The organism is Laedolimicola sp., from assembly GCF_051972735.1.
Lineage (GTDB): Bacteria > Bacillota > Clostridia > Lachnospirales > Lachnospiraceae > Laedolimicola > Laedolimicola intestinihominis.
Window position 1 is genome coordinate 1 of the sequence record NZ_JBOKYU010000033.1, and the last position, 19,446, is coordinate 19,446.

Genomic DNA, 19,446 nt, shown 5'->3' on the forward strand with positions numbered 1-19,446 from the left:
TGCGGAATCACCTTCTCTACGCCGGCGTTCAGAACGATCTCCATGATCTCGCGGAAGTTATCCAGGTCGATACCGCCGGTCGGCTCCATGATGAAGTGGTTTCTTGCACAAGCCTCAGCTACAGCCTTCATCTCATCCTTGCACTTCAGTCCGCCCATGGGGAAGTACTTGATGGAGTTTCCGCCCATCTCCTTGATCATGGCGATAGCGGTATCTACCGGAACGATAGCCGGCTCCGCGCACTCCTTGGACAGCGGGCCTGTGGAAATCTTCACGTAGCCAACCTTGCCACAGGGAGCGCACATGGAGTTCAGATGAATCTCATCAGTTCCCAGGTTCGCTCTGGTCCAGCCTACAGCGCAGAATGCCTGGTTGAAATGATTTGCCTTTACTTCCTTTGCGATCTCAGCTACTGCTCTCCACTGCGCCGGGTTTCCGCCGCCCAGACCTACGGAAAGGTTGCCCTCCAGTACGTCCATGTACTTCTTCATATCTTCTACTGCGCTCGGTACATCCGGATAATTTGCGGACAGAACGCCTACAGCCACATACTTCTCAGCTGCCTCGTAGATCTCCTTTGCGTTCTCCAGGCTGCCGCCCAGCACGTTTAAGCATACTCTGCCATTATAATAATTTAATCCCATTTTTATGCCTCCATAATCTCTTTCAGTTTCGCAACGATCAGTTCCTTATCGCCCTCAACCAACGGTCTCGGGTCAAAATCCAGGCTTCCCAGACTCATAAATTCCGTACGGCAGTGGATAGTCGGCGTACCGGCCTTCAGCTTGCCCTCCAGCTCTGTGGCGGTCATGCCGGCCTTCTCCGGGTCAACGAATACACGCGCACGGAAAATCGCCCGTCCGGCCTCGTCCTGAATCTTCTGTGCCTTCAGGTTCGGGATCTGGTTGATCTCGTCCACCAGCCAGTCCACAATCTTGACATTTTTCGCCACCTCAGCCTGCTTGTCCTTGTTCTCATACTGCTCCAGAGCTGCCAGCAGTCCCATGATGGCCTCTTTTCCCACCTTCATGGCACGTCCTACACCGTGATACTGCTTCTTAATATAGGAAATGAGCTCTTTCTTACCGGTGACAAAGCCGGATGTAGTTGCTTCCAGAGCCTTGGCACCGCTGTAGCATACCAGGTCGGCGCCCATGGCGATGTACTTGCGGAAATCCTCCTCCGCCGCGGCGTCTACCATCAACGGCAGGTTGTGGCGATGGGCGATGTCGATCATGGTCGGCAGATCCAGCATGCCCTTCTGTACGCAGTGATGGCTCTTTACGTAGAGCAGCGCAACCGTCTTCTCATTGATTAACTCTTCCACATCTTCTACGACTACTTCCGTCGCACAGCCTGCCTCCACGGGCACGCCGCCGCCCAGACGCAGCATGGTCTCGATGGGCGCGTTAAAATTGATGACATGACCCTTCTGAAGAATAATCTCATTGGCCAGTCCGGTGGAATCCGGCAGACGATCCATGATTGTCTTCTTTCCCTTGGAAATCATTCCTGCTACAGAAAGGGCAATGGCCGCAGACGCGCATACGGTTGGGCAGCTGTCCTCGCCGCCGGTATACTGAGAGATAATCTCTCCGGCCTTATCCATCAAATCTTCTACTACTACATAGGACTGTCCGCCCGCTACGGCTGCCTTGGCCACCTTGTCGCTGATGGTGGATACGCCCAGCACCGTCACGCGGCCACTGGCATTGACGACCCGCGGAAGTCCGATTTCTTCATAAACTGTCATTCTGTCTCCTTGTGATAGGTTTCTATCAATAAATCATGAATAAAGAGGAAAATGCCGCTCAATCAGTTTTATGATCTTGCGGCACCTCCTTGAACTATATTGGAAAGTAATTGTATCTGTAAGTTATTGTACCGACAGGTATCGGCCGCCGTTTAGAAGATTCCCAGTAGGGATGTGATAACGGAGATGACAACAACGGACAGAAGAATCTTGGTGTAATGAGGTCCCTTTTTGCGCAGGTAAGCATAGATAATGAATACAGCTGCAAGAGGAAGCAGACCCGGAGCTACCATATCCAGGACATCCTGAACTACGACAGTGCTTCCACCGGAGAAGCTGAAGCTCAGCGGTGTGGACAGAGTAACGTAGCTTGCGGACAGCGCGCCCATCATGGTCAGACCGATAACATTTGCGGTAAAGATGATATTCTTCATACGTCCGCCGTGAAGCAGAGATACGATGGATTTCTTACCAAGTGTGTATCCCTGATGAATCAGGTAGTAAGAAATAAGAATCGTGATCAGCGGGTACAGAATCAGCGGCATAATTCCACCGAACGCAGAACCGTTGGATGCGAACGGAAGGAAGATGGAGAAGATAATCGGCATAACCGCTGCCCAGATAATAGCATCACCCATACCTGCAACAGGTCCCATCAGACCTGTCTTAATACCGGTGATAGCGTCATCTGTGATATTCTCACCGTTGGCCTTCTGCTCCTCCATGGAGATTACAATACCCTGGATAATAGCACCGAGGATACCCTCTGTGTTGAAGAATACCAGATGTCTCTTCAGAGCAGCACTCAGCTCTTCGTCAGTGTCATACAGTTTCTTCAGAACCGGGGTCATGGATGCACAGAAGACAAGGCTCTGAAGACGCTCGTAGGAGTTGGAGAGCTCTGCACCGGCATAGTAGATCCACATGGACTTGGTAATATCTTTTTTCGTCAGTTTCTTAGCGGGAACTGCGGGAGTTTCCTGAGTCATCTTTGTCTCTTCCATGGTAATTAAGCCTCCTCCTCTTTCATTTTGAACAGACCCATCAGCAGAGCTGCGCAGGTGGCGAAGATAGCAACTGCCATGGTTCCAAGGTTAAGATACATAACGGCGAAGAAACCGATAAGGAAGAACGGAATCAGATTCTTCTTTCCGATAACAGTCAGTGTGATAGCGAAACCAAGTGCCGGCAGGATACCGCCCATGATTTCGAAAGAGTGAGACAGCCAGGTCGGCAGAATCTCGATAAGCTTCTGAGCTACGGATACTCCGAAGTAATCAATGATGAATACGATCGGGAAACGGATGATGAAGCCTGCGATGGACGGATACAGGAATGCTGCACGCATAATTCCTTTTGTATCAGCCTTCTCTGCGTAGCTGTCAGCCATATGTACCCAGAAAGCGTTGGTGGTTCTTCTCAGCTGGTCAACGAATACGCCGAGAACGCCGAACGGGATAGCCAGAGCAATTGCAGTCTCAGTATTCATTCCGGCAGCCACGCCAAGCGGGATGGCGATACAGCCAGCCAGAGCCGGGTCGCTCGGTACATTTCCACCCGGGGTAGAAGTAACGCCCAGGTATACAAGCTGAAGACCGGCGCCGATCATCATGGACTGTGCCATTTCTCCGGTGATTAATCCAACAAATACAGCGATGGTAACGGGCTGCAGCAAAGCGGAGGACAGGGTATAGCCCAGACGCAGACGGCAGAACCAGTAGTAACAGCCCATAAAAATTGCTATTCCTAAAACACTCATAATTACACTCCTTCGTATGTGATTGAAACGTTAAAAAGTTATTTGTAACGCTTTAAGATATCGTCAAGCTTCATCGGAGTATCCTCCGGAATGGTCTGGAAGATAATGTCAGCTCCCTTGCCCTTCAGGTACTCCAGGGTTTCCACATCCGGATCGTCCAGTGTGATATTCTGGAACACAACCTTGCGGTTCGGTGCGCCGCCCAGGCCGCCGACCTGAATCTGCGGAACGGTAACACCGCCGTCATAGACCTGTTTCATGGATTTGAGATCCGGAAGCAGCAGCAGAACCTTTCCGGCGCCGAACTGATCTTCGTTCCAATGCTTGATGGTATCCTCAATACCGTAGCACTCTACCTTAACTCCTGCGGGAGCGGAAAGCAGATAAATCTGAAGCATGAATTCATCAGCTGCCAGTTCGTCGCTTACGACAACGATTTTGTTGGCGGAAGACTGATTAACCCATTTTGTCATAACCTGTCCGTGAATCAGACGGCTGTCTATTCTGCATAATACAATGTCTGCCATAATTATCTCTCCTTTTTCAGTGATTGTTCTACTTCTTCAATAACATCTTTTACGGCATCTTTTCCAGACTGCAGCACTGCGTCACAGTTTACTGTGCCGGTAAAAGTGATTTGTGAGCACGCTTCCAGAAGCATGGGGGCATTCAGACCGGAATATACTTTGATATGAAAATCGCGGCCCAGCTTAGCGCCCACATTGGTGGTCGTTCCGCCGAATACATCGGTGAGAATGATGGAGCCTTCCGGCAGTTTTTCCACTTCTGCTTTGACCTTTCCTAGGTACTCGGGAAGTGTCATTTCGGGAAGCAGGGGAACTTCGCTTACGAAGTCTACAGCGCCGAGAATCATCCGGACGCCCTTTACCAGTGACATGCCCCAACCACCATGCGTCAGCAGTAAAATCTGAGGTTTGTTATCCACTTTCGTAACTCCTTTACTTAGTATTACAAGTGTGAAATGGCCATTTCTGTATTGCAGTTGAATTGTAGCACACTACAAAACGAAATTCAATATGGTAGTAAAACTTTGTATAAATTGACGAACAATGTAGTTTACTACAAAAAATGGAAAATGGATCCAGAAGGAAATATAAAAGGGGAATACAGGAATACTTTGAAAAAATGCGGTGTTTATGATATGCTAAAAAGAAAATGTGTTTTTTTGAAAAATGAAGGAGCAGAGAAAGGATGAAAGAGCGGAAAAACGGGCTTTTTTCCGTCATGTCGCGGATTGAGGGAATGTCGAACCAGTTTACAAAAACAGACTGGAAAATCGTTCAATATATGAAGGAAAACATGCAGGAATTTGTCTCCTGCAGCGCTCAGGATCTGGCGACCCAGATTGGAGTGTCTGACGCCAGTGTTATACGATTTGCACAAAAAGTGGGATTTTCGGGATTGAATGAATTTCGCTACATTTTGCAAAGCGAGCTGGAGCGGGAGAACACAATTATCAATCAGAATTCCTATACATCCCTGATGCATGATTACAATACCCTGACGGAGACGCTTTTTAAATTTACGAAGCCAGAGTATGTGGACTTGCTGCGGAAAAAAATGCTGAAGGCCAGACGGATTTTTATTGCCGGAGTAGATTCCAATAAAAATATCGTAGAGCTGGCCGTACATAAATTCATGTTTCTGGGACTGGATGTGAGGGCGATTACCACATATGACACGTTGAAACTGTTTGCAAATCTTGCCACAAAGGATGATTTGTTTATCGTAATTACCCTGTCGGGTGCGCGTCAGCTCCTGGCGGATGCCCTGGGACGGATCGTGCAGAATGACAGCTATCTGGTAGTGATTTCCAATTATGAACGTTCGTTGTGTTCTGCCTATGCGGATCTGACTTTTTTGATTCCGAAGACCAATCTGTTGGAAAACCATGATACCATTACCAGAGAAATCTTTATTCTCATGCTGTTTGATATCATCTTCCTGAATGTGCTGAAGGAGGATGAGGCTTCCTATGAAGCCTTTCAGAAGATTGCACCGTTTTCCCGTGAGAATCAGAAGGATAACGATAGCTATTAGAAAAGAATGTTTATTCAGAAAAGAGAAAGTTTATGATATTTGAAAGTCACGCACATTATGACGACGAAGCCTTTGATACGGATCGGGAGGAAATTCTGGACCGGTGTCAGAGAGATGGGATAGAGTATATTGTAAATGTAAGCGCAAGTCTTGGGACAGTGAAAAGTACGTTGGCGCTGGCGGAGCGGTATCCGTTCATGTACGCGGCGGTGGGCGTTCATCCGGATGAGGTGGGCGAGCTGAATGAGGAGAATTTCGCCTGGATGGAAGAGCAGTGCCGGAATCCAAAGACTGTGGCGGTGGGCGAGATTGGCCTGGATTATTACTGGGATAAGGAAAATCATGATCTGCAGAAGAAGTGGTTCCGGGCGCAGATGGAGCTGGCGAAACGGACAGGCCTTCCGATGATTGTACACAGCCGGGAGGCGGCTGCGGATACACTGGAGGAGATTAGGGCTGCGCAGGACGAGCGGCTGCGCGGTGTGATTCACTGCTTTTCCTATTCGCCGGAGATGGCCGATGAGTATCTGAAGATGGGATATTATATCGGCGTCGGTGGCGTGGTCACCTTTAAGAACGCGAAGAAGCTCAAAGAGGTGGTAAAAATGCTGCCTCTGGATCGGATCCTGCTGGAGACGGACTGCCCGTACCTGGCGCCGGAGCCCAACCGGGGCAAGCGGAATTCGTCGCTGAATCTGCCCTATGTGGCGGCGGCCATCGGAGAGCTGAAGGGATTGGATGCGGACGAGGTGATCCGAGTGACAAATGAAAATGCGAAAAAAATGTACTTTGGAGGCAGAACGATATGAGCAAACCCATTCCCGCACTGGGAAACCCAAAGAATACCATCGAAATTTTAAATAAATACAAATTCGTATTTCAGAAAAAGTTCGGTCAGAACTTTCTGATCGACGAGCATGTGCTGAGCAAAATCATTCGCTCCGCGGAGATTACCGAGGATGATTTCGTTGTGGAGATCGGCCCGGGCATCGGTACTCTGACCCAGTATCTGGCGGCGTCCGCCCGGGAGGTGGCGGCCATCGAGATTGACGATGCGTTGATTCCGATTTTGAAGGATACCCTGAGTGCTTACGATAATGTGACAGTTATCCATGAGGACGTGCTGAAAGTAGACTTATGTAAACTTGCGGAGGAGAAGAATGGTGGAAAACCCATCAAGGTGGTGGCAAATCTGCCCTATTATATTACGACGCCGATTATCATGGGCTTATTTGAAAATCATGTGCCGGTGGAGAGTATCACCATCATGGTGCAGAAAGAGGTAGCGGATCGGATGAAGACCGGCCCGGGCTCCAAGGATTATGGCGCGTTGTCCCTGGCCGTACAGTATTACGCGAAGCCGGAGCTGGTAGCCAATGTACCACCCAACTGCTTTATGCCAAGACCCCGGGTGGGCTCGGCGGTAATCCGTCTGACCCGTCATACGGAGGTTCCAGTGGAGGCGGAGGACGAGAAGCTGATGTTCCAGATTATCCGCGCCTCCTTCAACCAGCGCAGAAAGACCCTGGTCAATGGCCTCGGTAATGCGCCGGAGCTGCATATCCCGAAGGAAATGACCACAGAGGTATTGGAGGAGATGGGCTTAAGTGCCAGCGTGCGCGGCGAGGCGCTGACATTGGCACAGTTCGCGGAGCTGTCCAACCGCATTCTGGAAAAGAGAAAGAACGCATAGAAGAAAAATGATAAAGATAGAAGCATAGAACCGCTGATTTTCAGGCATGAATCTCCCGGGACAGGCATAGAATATTCTAGCAAACGGTAGAAAAGACTACTTTTCACAAGGAAAAAGGGAGGGATTCTATGTCTGACTATAAGCGGTTTGTCTCCTATATCTACGGATATAAGCAGGGCGAAAAGGGCGAGAGTACAGGCTTTGTGAAGGTAAATGCCAGAGGCGGGGAGTGCCGGATCTGGGTGCATGTGCGGGGATTCTACACCCATCATCAGGAGCCCTATCGGGTCTACGCCTTCAAGCAGAAGAAGGAAGGACTGGAGGGCCAGTATCTGGGCGAGCTGGAAAGCCGCAACGGTGCCCTGGAATGGGACGGTGTGACGAAGACGGACAGCCTGATGGGCGGCTTCAGCCTGGAGGAGAGCCGTGGCATCTACATAGAAGGCGGCAATCGGATCTATGCCGCAGAGTGGGATGATTATCCGGTGGATGTGGAGCGGTTTGTGGCGGCGGGAGAGAAAAAGAAGATCGCGCCGCCTGTCAAAAAGGAAAAGACTACAGGAGCTTTGGAAAATAAAGCGGAACGGGTGATTCCCTGGCAGCAGGCGAAGCCGGATATCAAAATCGTAGTTCAGAACAGGGACAATACGCCTGCCACTTCGCTGGCGGTTGATCTCCAGACCGAGCTGGACCGCCGCGCGACGGCCCTCTATGCGGCAGATCTTCCGATGGACGCACCGGAACCGGGGCTGGAATCAGAAAAATCGGAATCCAAAACCGAAAAAGCAGAGACATCGTCCGAGAAAACGGAAAATCCAGAAAGCTATAAAAGCCCGGAAAAGCAGCCTCCTGTCGACCCTAAGGAAGAACAATGGGAATATCTGGTGAATCATTTCCCGGTCATGCGCTATCAGGATCGAAACGGCGGCGTAATCTCCAGCATCCGCCTGGGCAGCCGGGACTTAAACCGCGTCCCCAGAGACAAGTGGGAGCTTGGCAACAACAGCTTTTTGCTCCACGGCTTCTATCAGTATAAGCATTTGTTGCTGCTGCGCCGTGAGACTGAGGACTATATCGGATACTACCTGGGGGTACCAGGCGTCTACAACGAACGTGAACAGATGCTGGCGTCCATGTTTGGTTTTGAAGAGTTCCGTCTGATGAAGGGTCAGGAGACCAGAGACGGCAGCTTCGGCTACTGGTGCCGGACCCTGCGGTGAGAAACGGTGAGTGAACCGGCATAGGGCAGTTTCGAGAAAATCAGATTTAGCGAAGGAGAGAAAACTGCATGACAGCAGATGAAAAATACATGAAAGAGGCCCTGCGGCAGGCGAAAAAGGCCGAGGCACTTCTGGAAGTGCCCATCGGCTGTGTCATCGTTCAGAACGATAAAATCATTGCCAGAGGCTATAATCGAAGAAATACAGACAAAAACACCTTATCCCATGCGGAGCTGAATGCCATCCGCAAGGCCAGCAAAAAGACCGGCGACTGGCGGCTGGAGGACTGCACCATGTACATCACCCTGGAGCCCTGCCAGATGTGCGCCGGGGCCATCGTCCAGGCCCGGATGGGCCGTGTAGTCATCGGAGCCATGAACCCGAAAGCAGGCTGCGCCGGTTCCATCCTGAACCTTCTGGAAATGTCCGAATTCAACCATCAGGTGAATGTGGAACGGGGCGTATTAGAGAAAGAATGCAGCACCATGCTCAGTGAATTTTTCAAAAAGCTCCGGAAACAGAAGAAGCAGGTTGACAAAGTCAAAGATTAAAGCTATACTGAAAAAGATCGTCTGATCGGCGATCCCAAATATGTCATAAAGCTTCCGCGCAGCCGGGGATTTAGCGGTTCCCTGTACCTGCAATCCGCTACAGCAGGGGTGATGTTCTGCCCCGGACTTTATGGACAGTATGCAGCCCTTTGCAAGCAGCATAGACGCTTGGGTCTTGCGCAACAGGAATCTGTGAATCGAGTCAGGTCAGGAATGGAGCAGCTCTAAGCAGAACCTCTTGTGTGCCGCGAGGTCGCCTGAGCCGAGCCGGCTACAGAGGTAACGGTACTGTTTTCAGGGTTCAAAGCAGAACGCGCGGATTTAAAAAATAAGAAGCAGACAAAGCAATCGTATCAAAGGATACGGTTGTTTTTTTGTGCTCAAAATCTTATTGATAAAATAAATTTGAAAAAACATAAAATTGGGTCTTGTAAAATACCCCATGGGGGTATATAATGAACGCGAAACAGGGAAAGAGTAAGGAGTGAGCAGATGGAAAAAGACATGGGAAAGAACACAGAAAGCATGCAGACAGAAAAAAAAGAATGCTGCTGTTGCAGCCACAAAACCAAAGAGCGTACCGAGAAAGAATACAAGGATCTCCTGAACCGCCTGAGCCGCATCGAGGGCCAGGTCCGCGGTATCCGCAAAATGGTGGAGACCGACTGCTACTGTACCGATATCCTGGTGCAGGTATCCGCCGTCAACGCGGCCCTGAACAGCTTCAATAAAGTCCTGCTTGCCAACCATATCCGCACCTGCGTGGCGGAGGATATCCGGGAAGGCAAGGACGAAACCATAGATGAGCTGGTAACCGTATTGCAGAAACTGATGCGGTGACAGACAGCATACGATAAAAAGTCCGCCCGCTGATTTTCCGGAAAAAGGCAGGAAACAGCGAGGTGGAAATGAGGAGGCATAGATTATGAAGCAATATAACGTAACGGGCATGAGCTGTGCAGCCTGCAGCGCCCGCGTGGAAAAAGCGGTCAATAAAGTACCGGGCGTCACAGCCTGCTCGGTCAGCCTTTTAACCAATTCCATGGGAGTAGAGGGAACCGCGGAGCCGTCCGCCATCATCGCGGCGGTGGAGACAGCGGGATACGGCGCTTCCGAGAAAGGCGCGGAGAACAGCGGCGCGAAAGCGTCCGCGGCGGCTGACGACGATTTCCTGAAGGACACCGAGACCCCGAAGATTCGAAGAAGACTGATTGCGTCGCTGGTATTCCTGACGCCGCTTATGTACCTGTCCATGGGGCATATGATGTGGGGCTGGCCGGTACCAGGCTTCATGGTGGACAATCACGTAGCCATGGGCCTGGCCCAGCTTCTGCTGACGGTCATCGTCATGGTCATCAACCAGAAGTTCTTCATCAACGGCTTCAAGGGCCTGCTTCACGGCGCACCGAACATGGATACTCTGGTGGCCCTGGGCTCCGGCGCGTCCTTCGGGTACAGCACCTACGCCCTGTTCGCCATGACCGTAGCCCAGGTCAATATGGACATGGGCGGCGTTATGGCCTATATGCATGAGTTTTATTTTGAGTCCGCAGCCATGATACTGACTCTGATTACCGTGGGCAAGATGCTGGAGGCCCATTCCAAAGGAAAGACCACCGACGCGCTGAAGGGCCTGATGAAGCTGGCTCCAAAGACCGCGGTGCTGGTGCGGGACGGCGCAGAGGTCGAGGTCCCCATCGGACAGGTTCGAAAAGGCGACGTATTTGTGGTACGCCCGGGTGAAAATATACCCGTGGACGGTATCGTCCTGGAAGGAAACAGTGCAGTAAATGAATCCGCCCTGACCGGTGAGAGCATTCCGGTGGATAAAAATATGGGCGACGCCGTATCCGCGGCGACCCTGAATCAGTCTGGCTTCATCCGCTGCGAGGCCACCCGTGTGGGCGAAGACACCACCCTATCCCAGATCATCCAGATGGTCAGCGACGCGGCGGCCACGAAAGCGCCCATCGCGAAGATCGCGGATCGGGTATCCGGCGTCTTCGTACCGGCAGTTATCAGCATCGCAGCCGTGACCATTATCATCTGGCTGCTGGCAGGACAGAGCGTAGGCTTCGCGCTGGCACGAGGTATCTCCGTACTGGTTATCAGCTGTCCCTGTGCCCTGGGACTGGCGACGCCCGTAGCCATCATGGTAGGAAATGGAATGGGCGCGAAAAACGGCATCATGTTCAAGACTGCAGCATCCCTGGAGGCCACCGGCAAGACTCAGATCGTAGCCCTGGATAAGACCGGAACCATCACAAGCGGCGAACCTAAGACTACGGACATTCTCCCGGCAGAGGGCGTCGATGAGGCGGAGCTTCTGAAGCTGGCCTACACCCTGGAGAAAAAGAGCGAGCATCCGCTGGCCCGCGCCATTTTGGAGACAGGCAAAGAACGCGGCGTGGACGATACCCTGGAAGTGGCAGATTTCCAGGCTGTACCGGGCGGCGGTCTGACCGGAAAGCTGGACGGCACAGTCCTGACCGGCGGCAACCTGAAATACATTACAGAGACTGCGGAAGTTTCCGACGCAGTCCGCAAGCAGTCGGAAAGACTGGCTGAGGACGGCAAAACTCCGCTGTTCTTCGCAAAAGACGGCAAACTTATCGGAATCATTGCGGTAGCAGACGTCATCAAAGAAGACAGCTCCCAGGCCGTACGCGAGCTGCATGGCATGGGCATCCGTGTAGTTATGTTAACCGGGGACAACGAGCGCACCGCCAAAGCCATCGGCCGTCAGGCCGGTGTGGACGAAGTCATCGCCGGAGTCCTGCCTGAAGGCAAAGAGAGCGTCATCCGGAATCTGAAGAAGAAGGGCAAGGTAGCCATGGTAGGCGACGGTATCAACGATGCCCCGGCATTGACCCGCGCCGATATGGGCATCGCCATCGGAGCCGGTACGGATATCGCCATCGACGCTGCGGACGTGGTTCTGATGAAGAGCCAATTAAGCGACGTGCCCGCGGCCATCAGGCTCAGCCGTGCTACCTTACGGAACATACACGAGAATCTGTTCTGGGCATTCTTCTACAATGTCATCGGAATTCCGCTGGCAGCAGGCGTGTGGATCCCGCTCTTCGGCTGGAAGCTGAACCCCATGTTTGGTGCTGCGGCCATGAGCCTGTCCAGCTTCTGTGTGGTAACGAACGCATTGCGTCTGAATCTGTTCAAGATGCACGACGCAGGCAAAGATAAAAAAATCAAGGCAAAAGCCGATCATAAGAAGGAGGAAACAACTATGACAAAGACCATGAAAATCGAGGGTATGATGTGCGGACACTGCGAGGCTGCCGTAAAGAAAGCCCTGGAGGCAGTTGCAGGCGTAGAAGCAGCCGAGGTAAGCCACGAGGCCGGAACCGCGGTAGTTACACTGACCGCAGAGGTAACCGACGACGTCCTGAAGAAGGCCGTCGAGGACAAAGACTACAAAGTAACCGACATCCAGTAAAACATTGATGTGAAAACGGACGCCGCCCGTCTTGGATACATTGCCGTTCTCGTATCTATGTGCTATAATGAGAATCTGTATCAAGTAAGACGATAAAAGGAGCTATGAAAAATGGAATACATCTATAAAACAAAAGGCACCTGTTCTTCCAAGATCCGCCTGGACATCAATGACGGCGTAGTCACCAATGTGGTCTACACCGGCGGCTGCGACGGCAACCTGAAAGCCATCCCCCGCCTGGTGGACGGCATGACCGTGGAGCAGATCGAGGAGAAATGCAAAGGCATTCACTGCGGCTTCAAGTCCACATCCTGCGCTGACCAGCTGGCCTGCGCGGCCAGAGAGGCTTACGAAGCAGAGAAGAAGCAAAAATAAGAGCAAAGACACATTCCGGGAAAAGCCGATACAAGAAGTACGGCTTTTCCTTTTGTTTTTCCGGAAATTTCGCAAAGAAATTTGGTTTTGGGAATTGTAAAGTCATTTTATATGGAATATACTTTGGATAATACGGAAAAATCCAGAGAGAAAAGAGGGAACAGTATGGCAGAGACAGAGCTTCGGATCCGCCGGGCGACACTGGCAGACGCGGAAAGTATTTTGGATATCTACAGACCTTACGTGGAGGAAACCGTCATTACCTTTGAGTATCTGGTGCCGAGCCTGGAGGAGTTTCGGGAGCGCATCGCCCATACCCTTGAGAAATATCCCTGCATCGTGGCGGAGCAGGACAGCGGGATCGTGGGTTACGCCTGCACTGGTGTGTTCAAGGACCGGGCGGCCTACGACTGGGGCGTGGAGACGACCATCTATGTGAAGAAGGACTGCAAGCGGGGCGGCATCGGCAGGAAATTATATACAGCATTGGAAAAGGTATCGGCGGCCCAGCATATCCTGAACCTGAACGCCTGCATCGGCTATCCGGAGGTGGAGGACGAGTATCTGACCCGGGACAGCGCCCATTTTCACGAGCATCTGGGCTACCGGCTGGTGGGAGAGTTCCACAAGTGCGGGTACAAGTTCGGCCGCTGGTACGATATGATCTGGATGGAGAAACTGATCGGCGATCACACGGCAGAGCCGAAGCCGGTGGTACCGTTTCCGGAGTTGGACGAGCTGACGCTGCATAAGTGCGGCATCGAATAGGAGATGAATTTACAATGATCAGACATGCGGAAATACAGGATTTAACGGCCATCGAGGCCGTATACGCCCACGCGCGGAAATTCATGGAGGAGACCGGCAACCCGAACCAGTGGGGCAAGAACCACCCGCCCAGGGCGACGCTGGAGAACGCGATCGCGGCCCGGAAGCTCTATGTGCTGGAAGAGGACGGCGCGATTCACGGTTCCTTCTACTTTGCCATCGAGGAGGAGCCCAATTATCGGAAGATTGACGACGGCTCCTGGCTGTCCGATGTGCCCTACGGCGTGATTCATATGGTGGCCAGCGACGGCACGATTCATGGATTTTTACAGCAGATCGTGGCTTTCTGTGAGTGGCAGACGAAGCATCTGCGCATCGACACGCACCATGACAACAAGGTCATGCAGCACGTGATCGCCAAGAACGGCTTCAGCCGCCGGGGTATCATTTATCTGGTAAATGGGGACGGTTCCGCCCGCATTGCTTATGAGAAGCTGGGAGAATAAGCGGCCATGAAGCTTTTACTGACGGCGATTAACGCCAAATACATCCATTCCAACCTGGCAGTCTACAGCCTCCGGGCTTCTGCCGGATCCATCCGGGATCAGGTGAAGCTGGCCGAGTTCACGATTAATCATCGGACTGAGGAAATCCTGCGGGATATCTACCGGAAAAAGCCGGACGTGCTGTTCTTTTCCTGTTATATCTGGAATATGGTATATGTGACGGAGCTGACCGCCGAGTGCAAAAAGGTTATGCCGGGAGTGCCCATCTGGCTTGGCGGGCCGGAGGTATCCTACGACGCGGAGCAGTATCTCCGGGAGCACCCGGAGGTGGACGGGATTCTCTGCGGCGAGGGAGAAGAGAGTTTTCGGAGATTGGGAGAATGTTATGTAAACTGCGAGGCGGACGTGGAGCATTTGTTGCAGATACCGGGGCTGGTGTTTCGAAGAAATCTGACTCCTCAAAAGAAAAACGAAGAAACCGTTCCAAGTTTTACAGAGCACTCAAACAAGAGTTATGTAAACTACGAAGCGGAAGCGTGGGAGGTGGAGCAGATTCAGACGAATCCCCCGGCGCCCCTGGTGGATCTCTCCACCCTCCCCTTCCCCTATCAGGATCTGACCGACTTTGAAAACCGCATCATCTACTACGAATCCAGCCGCGGCTGCCCCTTTTCCTGCAGCTACTGCCTTTCTTCCATAGATAAGAGCGTGCGTTTCCGGAGCCTCGAACTGGTGCTGCCGGAGCTGCAGTTCTTCCTGGATCGGAAGGTGCCCCAGGTGAAATTCGTGGATCGCACCTTCAACTGCCGAAAGAGCCACGCCATGTTCATCTGGCGATACCTGTTGGCTCATGACAACGGCGTGACGAACTTCCACTTTGAGATCGCAGCGGATCTGCTGGATGAGGACGAGCTTGCGCTTATCGCGCGGATGCGGCCGGGTCTGATTCAGCTGGAAATCGGCGTCCAGTCCACGAACCCGCGGACCCTCGAAGCCATTTGCCGGAAGACAGACCTAGACGGGCTGCGGGCTGTGGTGGCGAAGGTACACGCAGGGAAAAACATTCATCAGCATCTGGATCTGATCGCGGGTCTGCCCTTCGAGGATTACGAGAGTTTCGGACGCTCCTTTAACGATGTCTACGCCATGCGGCCCGACCAACTGCAGCTTGGCTTCCTGAAGGTCCTGAAGGGTTCCCGGATGCACCGGGAGGCGGAGCAATACGGCATCGTCCGCCGGGCGCTGCCGCCCTATGAGGTCTTATGTACGCCCTGGCTGCCCTTTTCTGATGTGCTGCGCCTGAAAATGGTGGAAGAAATGGTGGAAAACTACTATAATAGTCATCAATTTGATGAGACGCTGGCTGCCCTGGTTTCCAGGTTTCCGTCGCCCTTCGCGTTCTTTGAGCAGTTGGCGGAGTTTTACGAGGAACGGCACGCGGAGCAGCGAAAGCATTCCCGGGTGCAGCGGTATGAGTTGCTGCTGGCCTTCGCGCAGAAATCATTTCCGGAGGAGGAGCAGTCCTTCCGGCAGCTTCTGACCATCGATTACTATCTGCGGGAGCGGGCCAAGGCGCGGCCTTCCTTCGCGCCCGACCAGGCGGCGTATAAGGAGCAGCTTTCAGAGATCCTGCGGCAGACAGGGAAGCAGAATCATGTGGAGGCGGTGCCCGCAGGAGACGGACAAGTCAAATATCTGGTCTTCGATTATGAGAACCGGGAACCGCTGACCCACGCCGCGAGGGTGATAGAATATAAAGAATAATAAAATCAGACTAAAACAGCGCAAACAGAAGGCTTGAAGGAATTTTAGTGCTAAGATACAGAAACAAGGCGCAATCAGCCCAGACAAGGACAGAGTATGCGCGCGGTAGTGAATGATACAACAGAACGGAGAACATACGATTATGATAAAAAACTACATCGCCCTGGATCTGGAGACCACCGGCCTTCACCCCTCCGAGGACCGTATCCTGGAAATCGGCGCGGTAAAAGTAGTGAACGGAGAAATCACGGGTCGCTATGAGACCCTGGTGAATCCGGGCATGGCCATCAGTCCCCGCATCCAGGAACTGACCGGCATCAATGACGCTATGGCGGCGACCGGAAAGGATACGAAGACAGCCATCACAGAGCTGCTGGAGTTTTGTGAAGAGCTGCCGCTTCTGGGCCACAATATCCTTTTCGACTACAGCTTCGTAAAGAAAAACGCGGTCAATCTGGGTCTGACCTTCGAAAAGGACGGCGTGGACACCCTGAAAATCGCCCGGGCGCTGCTGCCGGATCTGGAGCATAAAAACCTGCCTTACCTGTGCGCCTATTATAAAATCGAGCAGGAGCGCGCCCACCGGGCATCCGACGACGCCTGCGCGGCTATGGAGCTCTACAGGCGGCTGGCGATGGAATTTCCGGACAGCCCCGAAGAACTTTTTGCGCCAAAGCCCCTCATTTGCAAGGTAAAAAAGCAGGGTCCGATTACGCCTGCGCAAAAAGGATACTTGAATGATCTGATAAAATATCATAAAATAAGCTTAAGTGTGCAGATTGACACATTGACTAAAAACGAAGCGTCAAGAATCATAGATAAAATTATTTCCGAGCATGGGAGGATTTTAAGATGAACTGGTACGATAAGAAAAGCCGAAAAATCATTTCCACGATTATCATCGTCATCGTGGTTCTGGCCATGATACTGCCGATGCTGACCTACGCGCTGTAAGAGTCTTTCGGGCAGGAATGCATCGTGGCGGAGAATCCGGCAAAACAGGATTCTATTTTGGAAAAAAGAGGAGATATTATGAAAAAGAGACAGTTACTGACAGCGGCTGTACTTTGCGCAGCCTTTCTGGCGGGCGGCACCACTGCGCTGGCGGCTGACAATTCAGCCATTCACAGCGGCGTCTATGTGGACGGCATCGACCTGTCCGGCATGACCCGGACCGAAGCGCTGGACGCCCTGAACAGCTATGTGGATGAGATGGGCGAAGAGACGCTGACCCTGCACATCGGCGACAATGAGCTGACCCCGACCCTGAGCGAGCTGGGACTGATCAGCACCAATGAAGACGAGATTCTGGAGGAAGCCGTACAGCTTGGCAAGACCGGCAATATCATCAGGCGTTACAAGGACCGTAAGGATTTGGAGCATGAGAACAAGAATTATCAGCTGACCTGGGCGCTGGATGGCGAGCTGGTCACGGATTATGTAAACAATCAGTGCAAGAAATTTGATCAGGAGGCCGTGGATGCGACCCTGAAGCGGGAAGGCGGTTCCTTCCGGATTGTGGACGGACAGACCGGCATTGTGTTGGACGCGGACAGCTCCATTACCCTGATTACCGATTTTATAGAAAATGAGTGGGATCACACCAACGGTTCTCTGGATCTTCCGGTGGAGACCGATTATCCGAGAGGAACGGCGGAGGAACTCAGTAAGGTCAAGGATGTGCTTGGCACCTTTACCACCAGCTACAGCACCTCCGGCGCGGCCCGCTGTCAGAATATTGCCACCGGAACCGCCCATATTAACGGTACGGTGCTGTACCCGGGAGACACCTTCTCCGCGTATGAGGCAGTCAGTCCATTCTCTGAGGCCAACGGCTACGCTATGGCAGGATCTTACCTGAACGGCAAGGTGGTAGACAGTCTGGGCGGCGGCATCTGTCAGGTATCCACCACCCTGTACAATGCAGTTCTCCGGGCGGAGCTGGAGGTGACAGAGCGTTCCAATCATTCCATGATCGTGACCTACGTGGAGCCTGCGGACGACGCAGCCATCGCGGGAACTTATAAGGATTTGAAGTTTAAGAATACACTGGACGCACCGGTCTATATTGAGGGCGTAACCAGCGGCAAGCAGGTGACTTTCACCATTTATGGACAGGAGACTCGTCCGTCCAACCGGACTCTGAAGTTTGAGAGCGTCACTTTGAGTACCACGGAGCCGGGTGTGCAGATTATCGCGGACGCGGGTCAGCCCATCGGCTATATTACCCGTGAGAGCGCGCACAAGGGCGTGGTAGCGGAGCTGTATAAGCATGTCTATGTGGGCGGTAAGGAAGAGAGTGTCACCAAGGTCAATAAGAGTAACTACAAGGCGACGCCCCGGACGATTACGGTGGGTATCGCGGGCGATCCGGATCTGTCCAATGAACTGCAGGCAGCCATTGCCACCCAGGATGAAGCTACGGTCAACGCGACCCTGGCGTCCTGTGTCGCAAGAATGCAGTAAGGGATACACACAAAGGAGCGGACAGCATGAAGGTCGGAAAAGTTTCAGAGACAATTTTAAAGAGAAGTATTTTTAAGCAGATACATACGAAGCGGGACGAGGTGCTTCTGGGCGCCGGCGTGGGCGAGGACTGCGCGGCTATGAAGCTGGCTCCCGGCGAGATTTTCGTGATTTCCACCGATCCCATTACCGGAACGGTGAAGGATATCGGCACTTTGGCTATCCAGATTACCGCAAACGATCTGGCCAGCAGCGGCGCGGAGCCGGTGGGCGTCATGCTCACAGTGCTTCTGCCCGAGGAGATCGAGGAGGCCGACATTAAGCAGATGATGGGCGAAGTGGAAGAAGCCTGCGCCCGGTTCCATATCCAGGTCATGGGCGGCCACACCGAGGTCACCCGGGCAGTCAATCAGCCCATTATCAGCGTCACAGGCGTGGGCAAGGTGCAGGAGGGACATCTGGTATCCACCGCGGGGGCAAAGCCCGGTCAGGATATCCTGGTGACCAAATGGATTGGCGTGGAGGGCACCTCTATCATTGCCAAAGAGAAGGAAGAGGAGCTCCGGAAACGTTTCCCGGCGGCGTTCGTGGAGACAGCCAAGGGCTTTGACCGGTATATTTCCGTGGTAGAAGATTCTAAGATTGCGGTGAAGCACGGCGTCAGCGCCATGCACGACGTGACCGAGGGCGGCATCTACGGCGCGCTCTGGGAGGTGGCGGAGGCGTCCGGCGTCGGCCTGGAGATCGATCTGAAGGCCATTCCTATCCGTCAGGAGACCGTGGAGATCTGCGAGTGCTTCGAGCTAAATCCTTACTATCTGATTTCCAGCGGCTGCATGCTGATGGCGGCAGACCGGGGACACGATCTGGTGAGGGAGCTTGAAAAGGCCGGCATTCCGGCGGCGGTCATCGGCAAAGCCACCGACGGCAAGGCCAGACGCATCGTAAACGGCGAGGACGAGAGCTTTCTGGAGCGTCCGAAGACAGACGAATTATATAAAATCTATGAATAAGATTCCGGGGTGTTTCTGATTCAGACGCCCCGGCTTATAATAATATCCTGACGGGAGGGCGAA

Annotated in this window: 20 protein-coding genes and 1 other RNA gene; 15 read left to right on the forward strand and 6 right to left on the reverse strand. The window is 52.7% G+C overall.

The window, feature by feature from the left end:
* The 6 genes from dagF to ACTRC3_RS08530 form a co-directional block, all read right to left on the reverse strand.
* Window positions 1-644: 2-dehydro-3-deoxy-phosphogluconate aldolase (gene dagF / locus ACTRC3_RS08505; protein WP_440322770.1), on the reverse strand; the 644-nt coding region annotated here is incomplete at its 3' end.
* A gap of 2 nt (window positions 645-646) precedes the next feature.
* The gene (locus ACTRC3_RS08510; RefSeq protein ID WP_440322771.1) at window positions 647-1,753 is read right to left on the reverse strand and encodes a DgaE family pyridoxal phosphate-dependent ammonia lyase; all 1,107 of its coding nucleotides are present in this window, start codon (window positions 1,751-1,753) and stop codon (window positions 647-649) included.
* Between the two features lie 152 nt (window positions 1,754-1,905).
* On the reverse strand, window positions 1,906-2,757 hold the full coding sequence (locus ACTRC3_RS08515; protein ID WP_349165295.1) for a PTS system mannose/fructose/sorbose family transporter subunit IID: 852 nt from the start codon (window positions 2,755-2,757) through the stop codon (window positions 1,906-1,908).
* A gap of 5 nt (window positions 2,758-2,762) precedes the next feature.
* Window positions 2,763-3,512, reverse strand: a complete 750-nt coding sequence (locus ACTRC3_RS08520) for a PTS mannose/fructose/sorbose/N-acetylgalactosamine transporter subunit IIC (RefSeq protein ID WP_349165294.1) — start codon at window positions 3,510-3,512, stop codon at window positions 2,763-2,765.
* Between the two features lie 38 nt (window positions 3,513-3,550).
* On the reverse strand, window positions 3,551-4,039 hold the full coding sequence (locus tag ACTRC3_RS08525; RefSeq protein ID WP_158363890.1) for a PTS system mannose/fructose/N-acetylgalactosamine-transporter subunit IIB: 489 nt from the start codon (window positions 4,037-4,039) through the stop codon (window positions 3,551-3,553).
* Window positions 4,040-4,041: 2 nt separating this feature from the next.
* The gene (locus ACTRC3_RS08530) at window positions 4,042-4,458 is read right to left on the reverse strand and encodes a PTS sugar transporter subunit IIA (protein WP_262670820.1); all 417 of its coding nucleotides are present in this window, start codon (window positions 4,456-4,458) and stop codon (window positions 4,042-4,044) included.
* A 266-nt stretch (window positions 4,459-4,724) separates the two neighbouring features.
* Between ACTRC3_RS08530 and ACTRC3_RS08535 the strand changes: the two genes are divergently transcribed.
* From ACTRC3_RS08535 to ACTRC3_RS08605, 15 genes are all read left to right on the forward strand, one after another.
* Complete coding sequence (locus tag ACTRC3_RS08535) at window positions 4,725-5,573, forward strand: MurR/RpiR family transcriptional regulator (protein ID WP_440322772.1); 849 nt, start codon at window positions 4,725-4,727, stop codon at window positions 5,571-5,573.
* A gap of 32 nt (window positions 5,574-5,605) precedes the next feature.
* Window positions 5,606-6,382 carry a TatD family hydrolase gene (locus ACTRC3_RS08540; protein WP_440322773.1) on the forward strand — a complete coding sequence of 259 codons (777 nt, stop codon included), beginning with the start codon at window positions 5,606-5,608 and terminating at the stop codon, window positions 6,380-6,382.
* Window positions 6,379-7,266 carry a 16S rRNA (adenine(1518)-N(6)/adenine(1519)-N(6))-dimethyltransferase RsmA gene (gene rsmA / locus ACTRC3_RS08545; protein ID WP_440322774.1) on the forward strand — a complete coding sequence of 296 codons (888 nt, stop codon included), beginning with the start codon at window positions 6,379-6,381 and terminating at the stop codon, window positions 7,264-7,266. The genes ACTRC3_RS08540 and rsmA overlap by 4 nt, the downstream gene beginning before the upstream one ends.
* Before the next feature lie 128 nt (window positions 7,267-7,394).
* Window positions 7,395-8,486, forward strand: coding sequence for a DUF6128 domain-containing protein (locus ACTRC3_RS08550; RefSeq protein ID WP_178040129.1), 1,092 nt, complete (start codon window positions 7,395-7,397; stop codon window positions 8,484-8,486).
* Between the two features lie 68 nt (window positions 8,487-8,554).
* Window positions 8,555-9,037: a tRNA adenosine(34) deaminase TadA gene (gene tadA, locus ACTRC3_RS08555; RefSeq protein ID WP_178040130.1), complete on the forward strand. Its 483-nt coding sequence runs from the start codon at window positions 8,555-8,557 to the stop codon at window positions 9,035-9,037.
* 54 nt (window positions 9,038-9,091) lie between these two features.
* Window positions 9,092-9,356, forward strand: an RNA gene (gene ffs / locus ACTRC3_RS08560) — signal recognition particle sRNA large type.
* Between the two features lie 173 nt (window positions 9,357-9,529).
* Window positions 9,530-9,877 carry a metal-sensing transcriptional repressor gene (locus ACTRC3_RS08565; protein WP_435391191.1) on the forward strand — a complete coding sequence of 116 codons (348 nt, stop codon included), beginning with the start codon at window positions 9,530-9,532 and terminating at the stop codon, window positions 9,875-9,877.
* 85 nt (window positions 9,878-9,962) lie between these two features.
* Window positions 9,963-12,491, forward strand: coding sequence for a heavy metal translocating P-type ATPase (locus ACTRC3_RS08570; protein ID WP_440322775.1), 2,529 nt, complete (start codon window positions 9,963-9,965; stop codon window positions 12,489-12,491).
* Between the two features lie 111 nt (window positions 12,492-12,602).
* Window positions 12,603-12,866, forward strand: a complete 264-nt coding sequence (locus ACTRC3_RS08575) for a TIGR03905 family TSCPD domain-containing protein (protein WP_178040132.1) — start codon at window positions 12,603-12,605, stop codon at window positions 12,864-12,866.
* Window positions 12,867-13,031: 165 nt separating this feature from the next.
* Window positions 13,032-13,634: a GNAT family N-acetyltransferase gene (locus ACTRC3_RS08580; RefSeq protein WP_178040133.1), complete on the forward strand. Its 603-nt coding sequence runs from the start codon at window positions 13,032-13,034 to the stop codon at window positions 13,632-13,634.
* Between the two features lie 14 nt (window positions 13,635-13,648).
* On the forward strand, window positions 13,649-14,140 hold the full coding sequence (locus tag ACTRC3_RS08585; protein WP_178040134.1) for an N-acetyltransferase: 492 nt from the start codon (window positions 13,649-13,651) through the stop codon (window positions 14,138-14,140).
* Between the two features lie 6 nt (window positions 14,141-14,146).
* Window positions 14,147-15,904, forward strand: coding sequence for a B12-binding domain-containing radical SAM protein (locus ACTRC3_RS08590; RefSeq protein WP_440322776.1), 1,758 nt, complete (start codon window positions 14,147-14,149; stop codon window positions 15,902-15,904).
* Between the two features lie 142 nt (window positions 15,905-16,046).
* Window positions 16,047-16,760, forward strand: a complete 714-nt coding sequence (locus ACTRC3_RS08595; RefSeq protein WP_440322777.1) for a 3'-5' exonuclease — start codon at window positions 16,047-16,049, stop codon at window positions 16,758-16,760.
* Window positions 16,761-16,936: 176 nt separating this feature from the next.
* A complete protein-coding gene (locus ACTRC3_RS08600) occupies window positions 16,937-18,370 on the forward strand; it encodes a VanW family protein (RefSeq protein ID WP_440322778.1) in 1,434 nt (477 codons plus the stop codon).
* A 26-nt stretch (window positions 18,371-18,396) separates the two neighbouring features.
* Complete coding sequence (locus tag ACTRC3_RS08605; RefSeq protein ID WP_178040137.1) at window positions 18,397-19,383, forward strand: AIR synthase-related protein; 987 nt, start codon at window positions 18,397-18,399, stop codon at window positions 19,381-19,383.
* Window positions 19,384-19,446: the final 63 nt, after the last annotated feature.

Bases quoted from the DNA above. Each gene is read 5' to 3' on its own strand.
- ACTRC3_RS08600 (WP_440322778.1), top strand. From the start codon at position 16,937: ATGAAAAAGAGACAGTTACTGACAGCGGCTGTACTTTGCGCAGCCTTT.
- rsmA (WP_440322774.1), top strand. From the start codon at position 6,379: ATGAGCAAACCCATTCCCGCACTGGGAAACCCAAAGAATACCATCGAA.
- ACTRC3_RS08550 (WP_178040129.1), top strand. From the start codon at position 7,395: ATGTCTGACTATAAGCGGTTTGTCTCCTATATCTACGGATATAAGCAG.
- ACTRC3_RS08580 (WP_178040133.1), top strand. From the start codon at position 13,032: ATGGCAGAGACAGAGCTTCGGATCCGCCGGGCGACACTGGCAGACGCG.
- ACTRC3_RS08510 (WP_440322771.1), bottom strand. From the start codon at position 1,753: ATGACAGTTTATGAAGAAATCGGACTTCCGCGGGTCGTCAATGCCAGT.
- ACTRC3_RS08520 (WP_349165294.1), bottom strand. From the start codon at position 3,512: ATGAGTGTTTTAGGAATAGCAATTTTTATGGGCTGTTACTACTGGTTC.
- ACTRC3_RS08570 (WP_440322775.1), top strand. From the start codon at position 9,963: ATGAAGCAATATAACGTAACGGGCATGAGCTGTGCAGCCTGCAGCGCC.
- ACTRC3_RS08595 (WP_440322777.1), top strand. From the start codon at position 16,047: ATGATAAAAAACTACATCGCCCTGGATCTGGAGACCACCGGCCTTCAC.
- ACTRC3_RS08585 (WP_178040134.1), top strand. From the start codon at position 13,649: ATGATCAGACATGCGGAAATACAGGATTTAACGGCCATCGAGGCCGTA.
- ACTRC3_RS08515 (WP_349165295.1), bottom strand. From the start codon at position 2,757: ATGGAAGAGACAAAGATGACTCAGGAAACTCCCGCAGTTCCCGCTAAG.
- ACTRC3_RS08565 (WP_435391191.1), top strand. From the start codon at position 9,530: ATGGAAAAAGACATGGGAAAGAACACAGAAAGCATGCAGACAGAAAAA.
- ACTRC3_RS08540 (WP_440322773.1), top strand. From the start codon at position 5,606: ATGATATTTGAAAGTCACGCACATTATGACGACGAAGCCTTTGATACG.
- tadA (WP_178040130.1), top strand. From the start codon at position 8,555: ATGACAGCAGATGAAAAATACATGAAAGAGGCCCTGCGGCAGGCGAAA.
- ACTRC3_RS08525 (WP_158363890.1), bottom strand. From the start codon at position 4,039: ATGGCAGACATTGTATTATGCAGAATAGACAGCCGTCTGATTCACGGA.
- ACTRC3_RS08535 (WP_440322772.1), top strand. From the start codon at position 4,725: ATGAAAGAGCGGAAAAACGGGCTTTTTTCCGTCATGTCGCGGATTGAG.
- ACTRC3_RS08605 (WP_178040137.1), top strand. From the start codon at position 18,397: ATGAAGGTCGGAAAAGTTTCAGAGACAATTTTAAAGAGAAGTATTTTT.
- ACTRC3_RS08590 (WP_440322776.1), top strand. From the start codon at position 14,147: ATGAAGCTTTTACTGACGGCGATTAACGCCAAATACATCCATTCCAAC.
- ACTRC3_RS08575 (WP_178040132.1), top strand. From the start codon at position 12,603: ATGGAATACATCTATAAAACAAAAGGCACCTGTTCTTCCAAGATCCGC.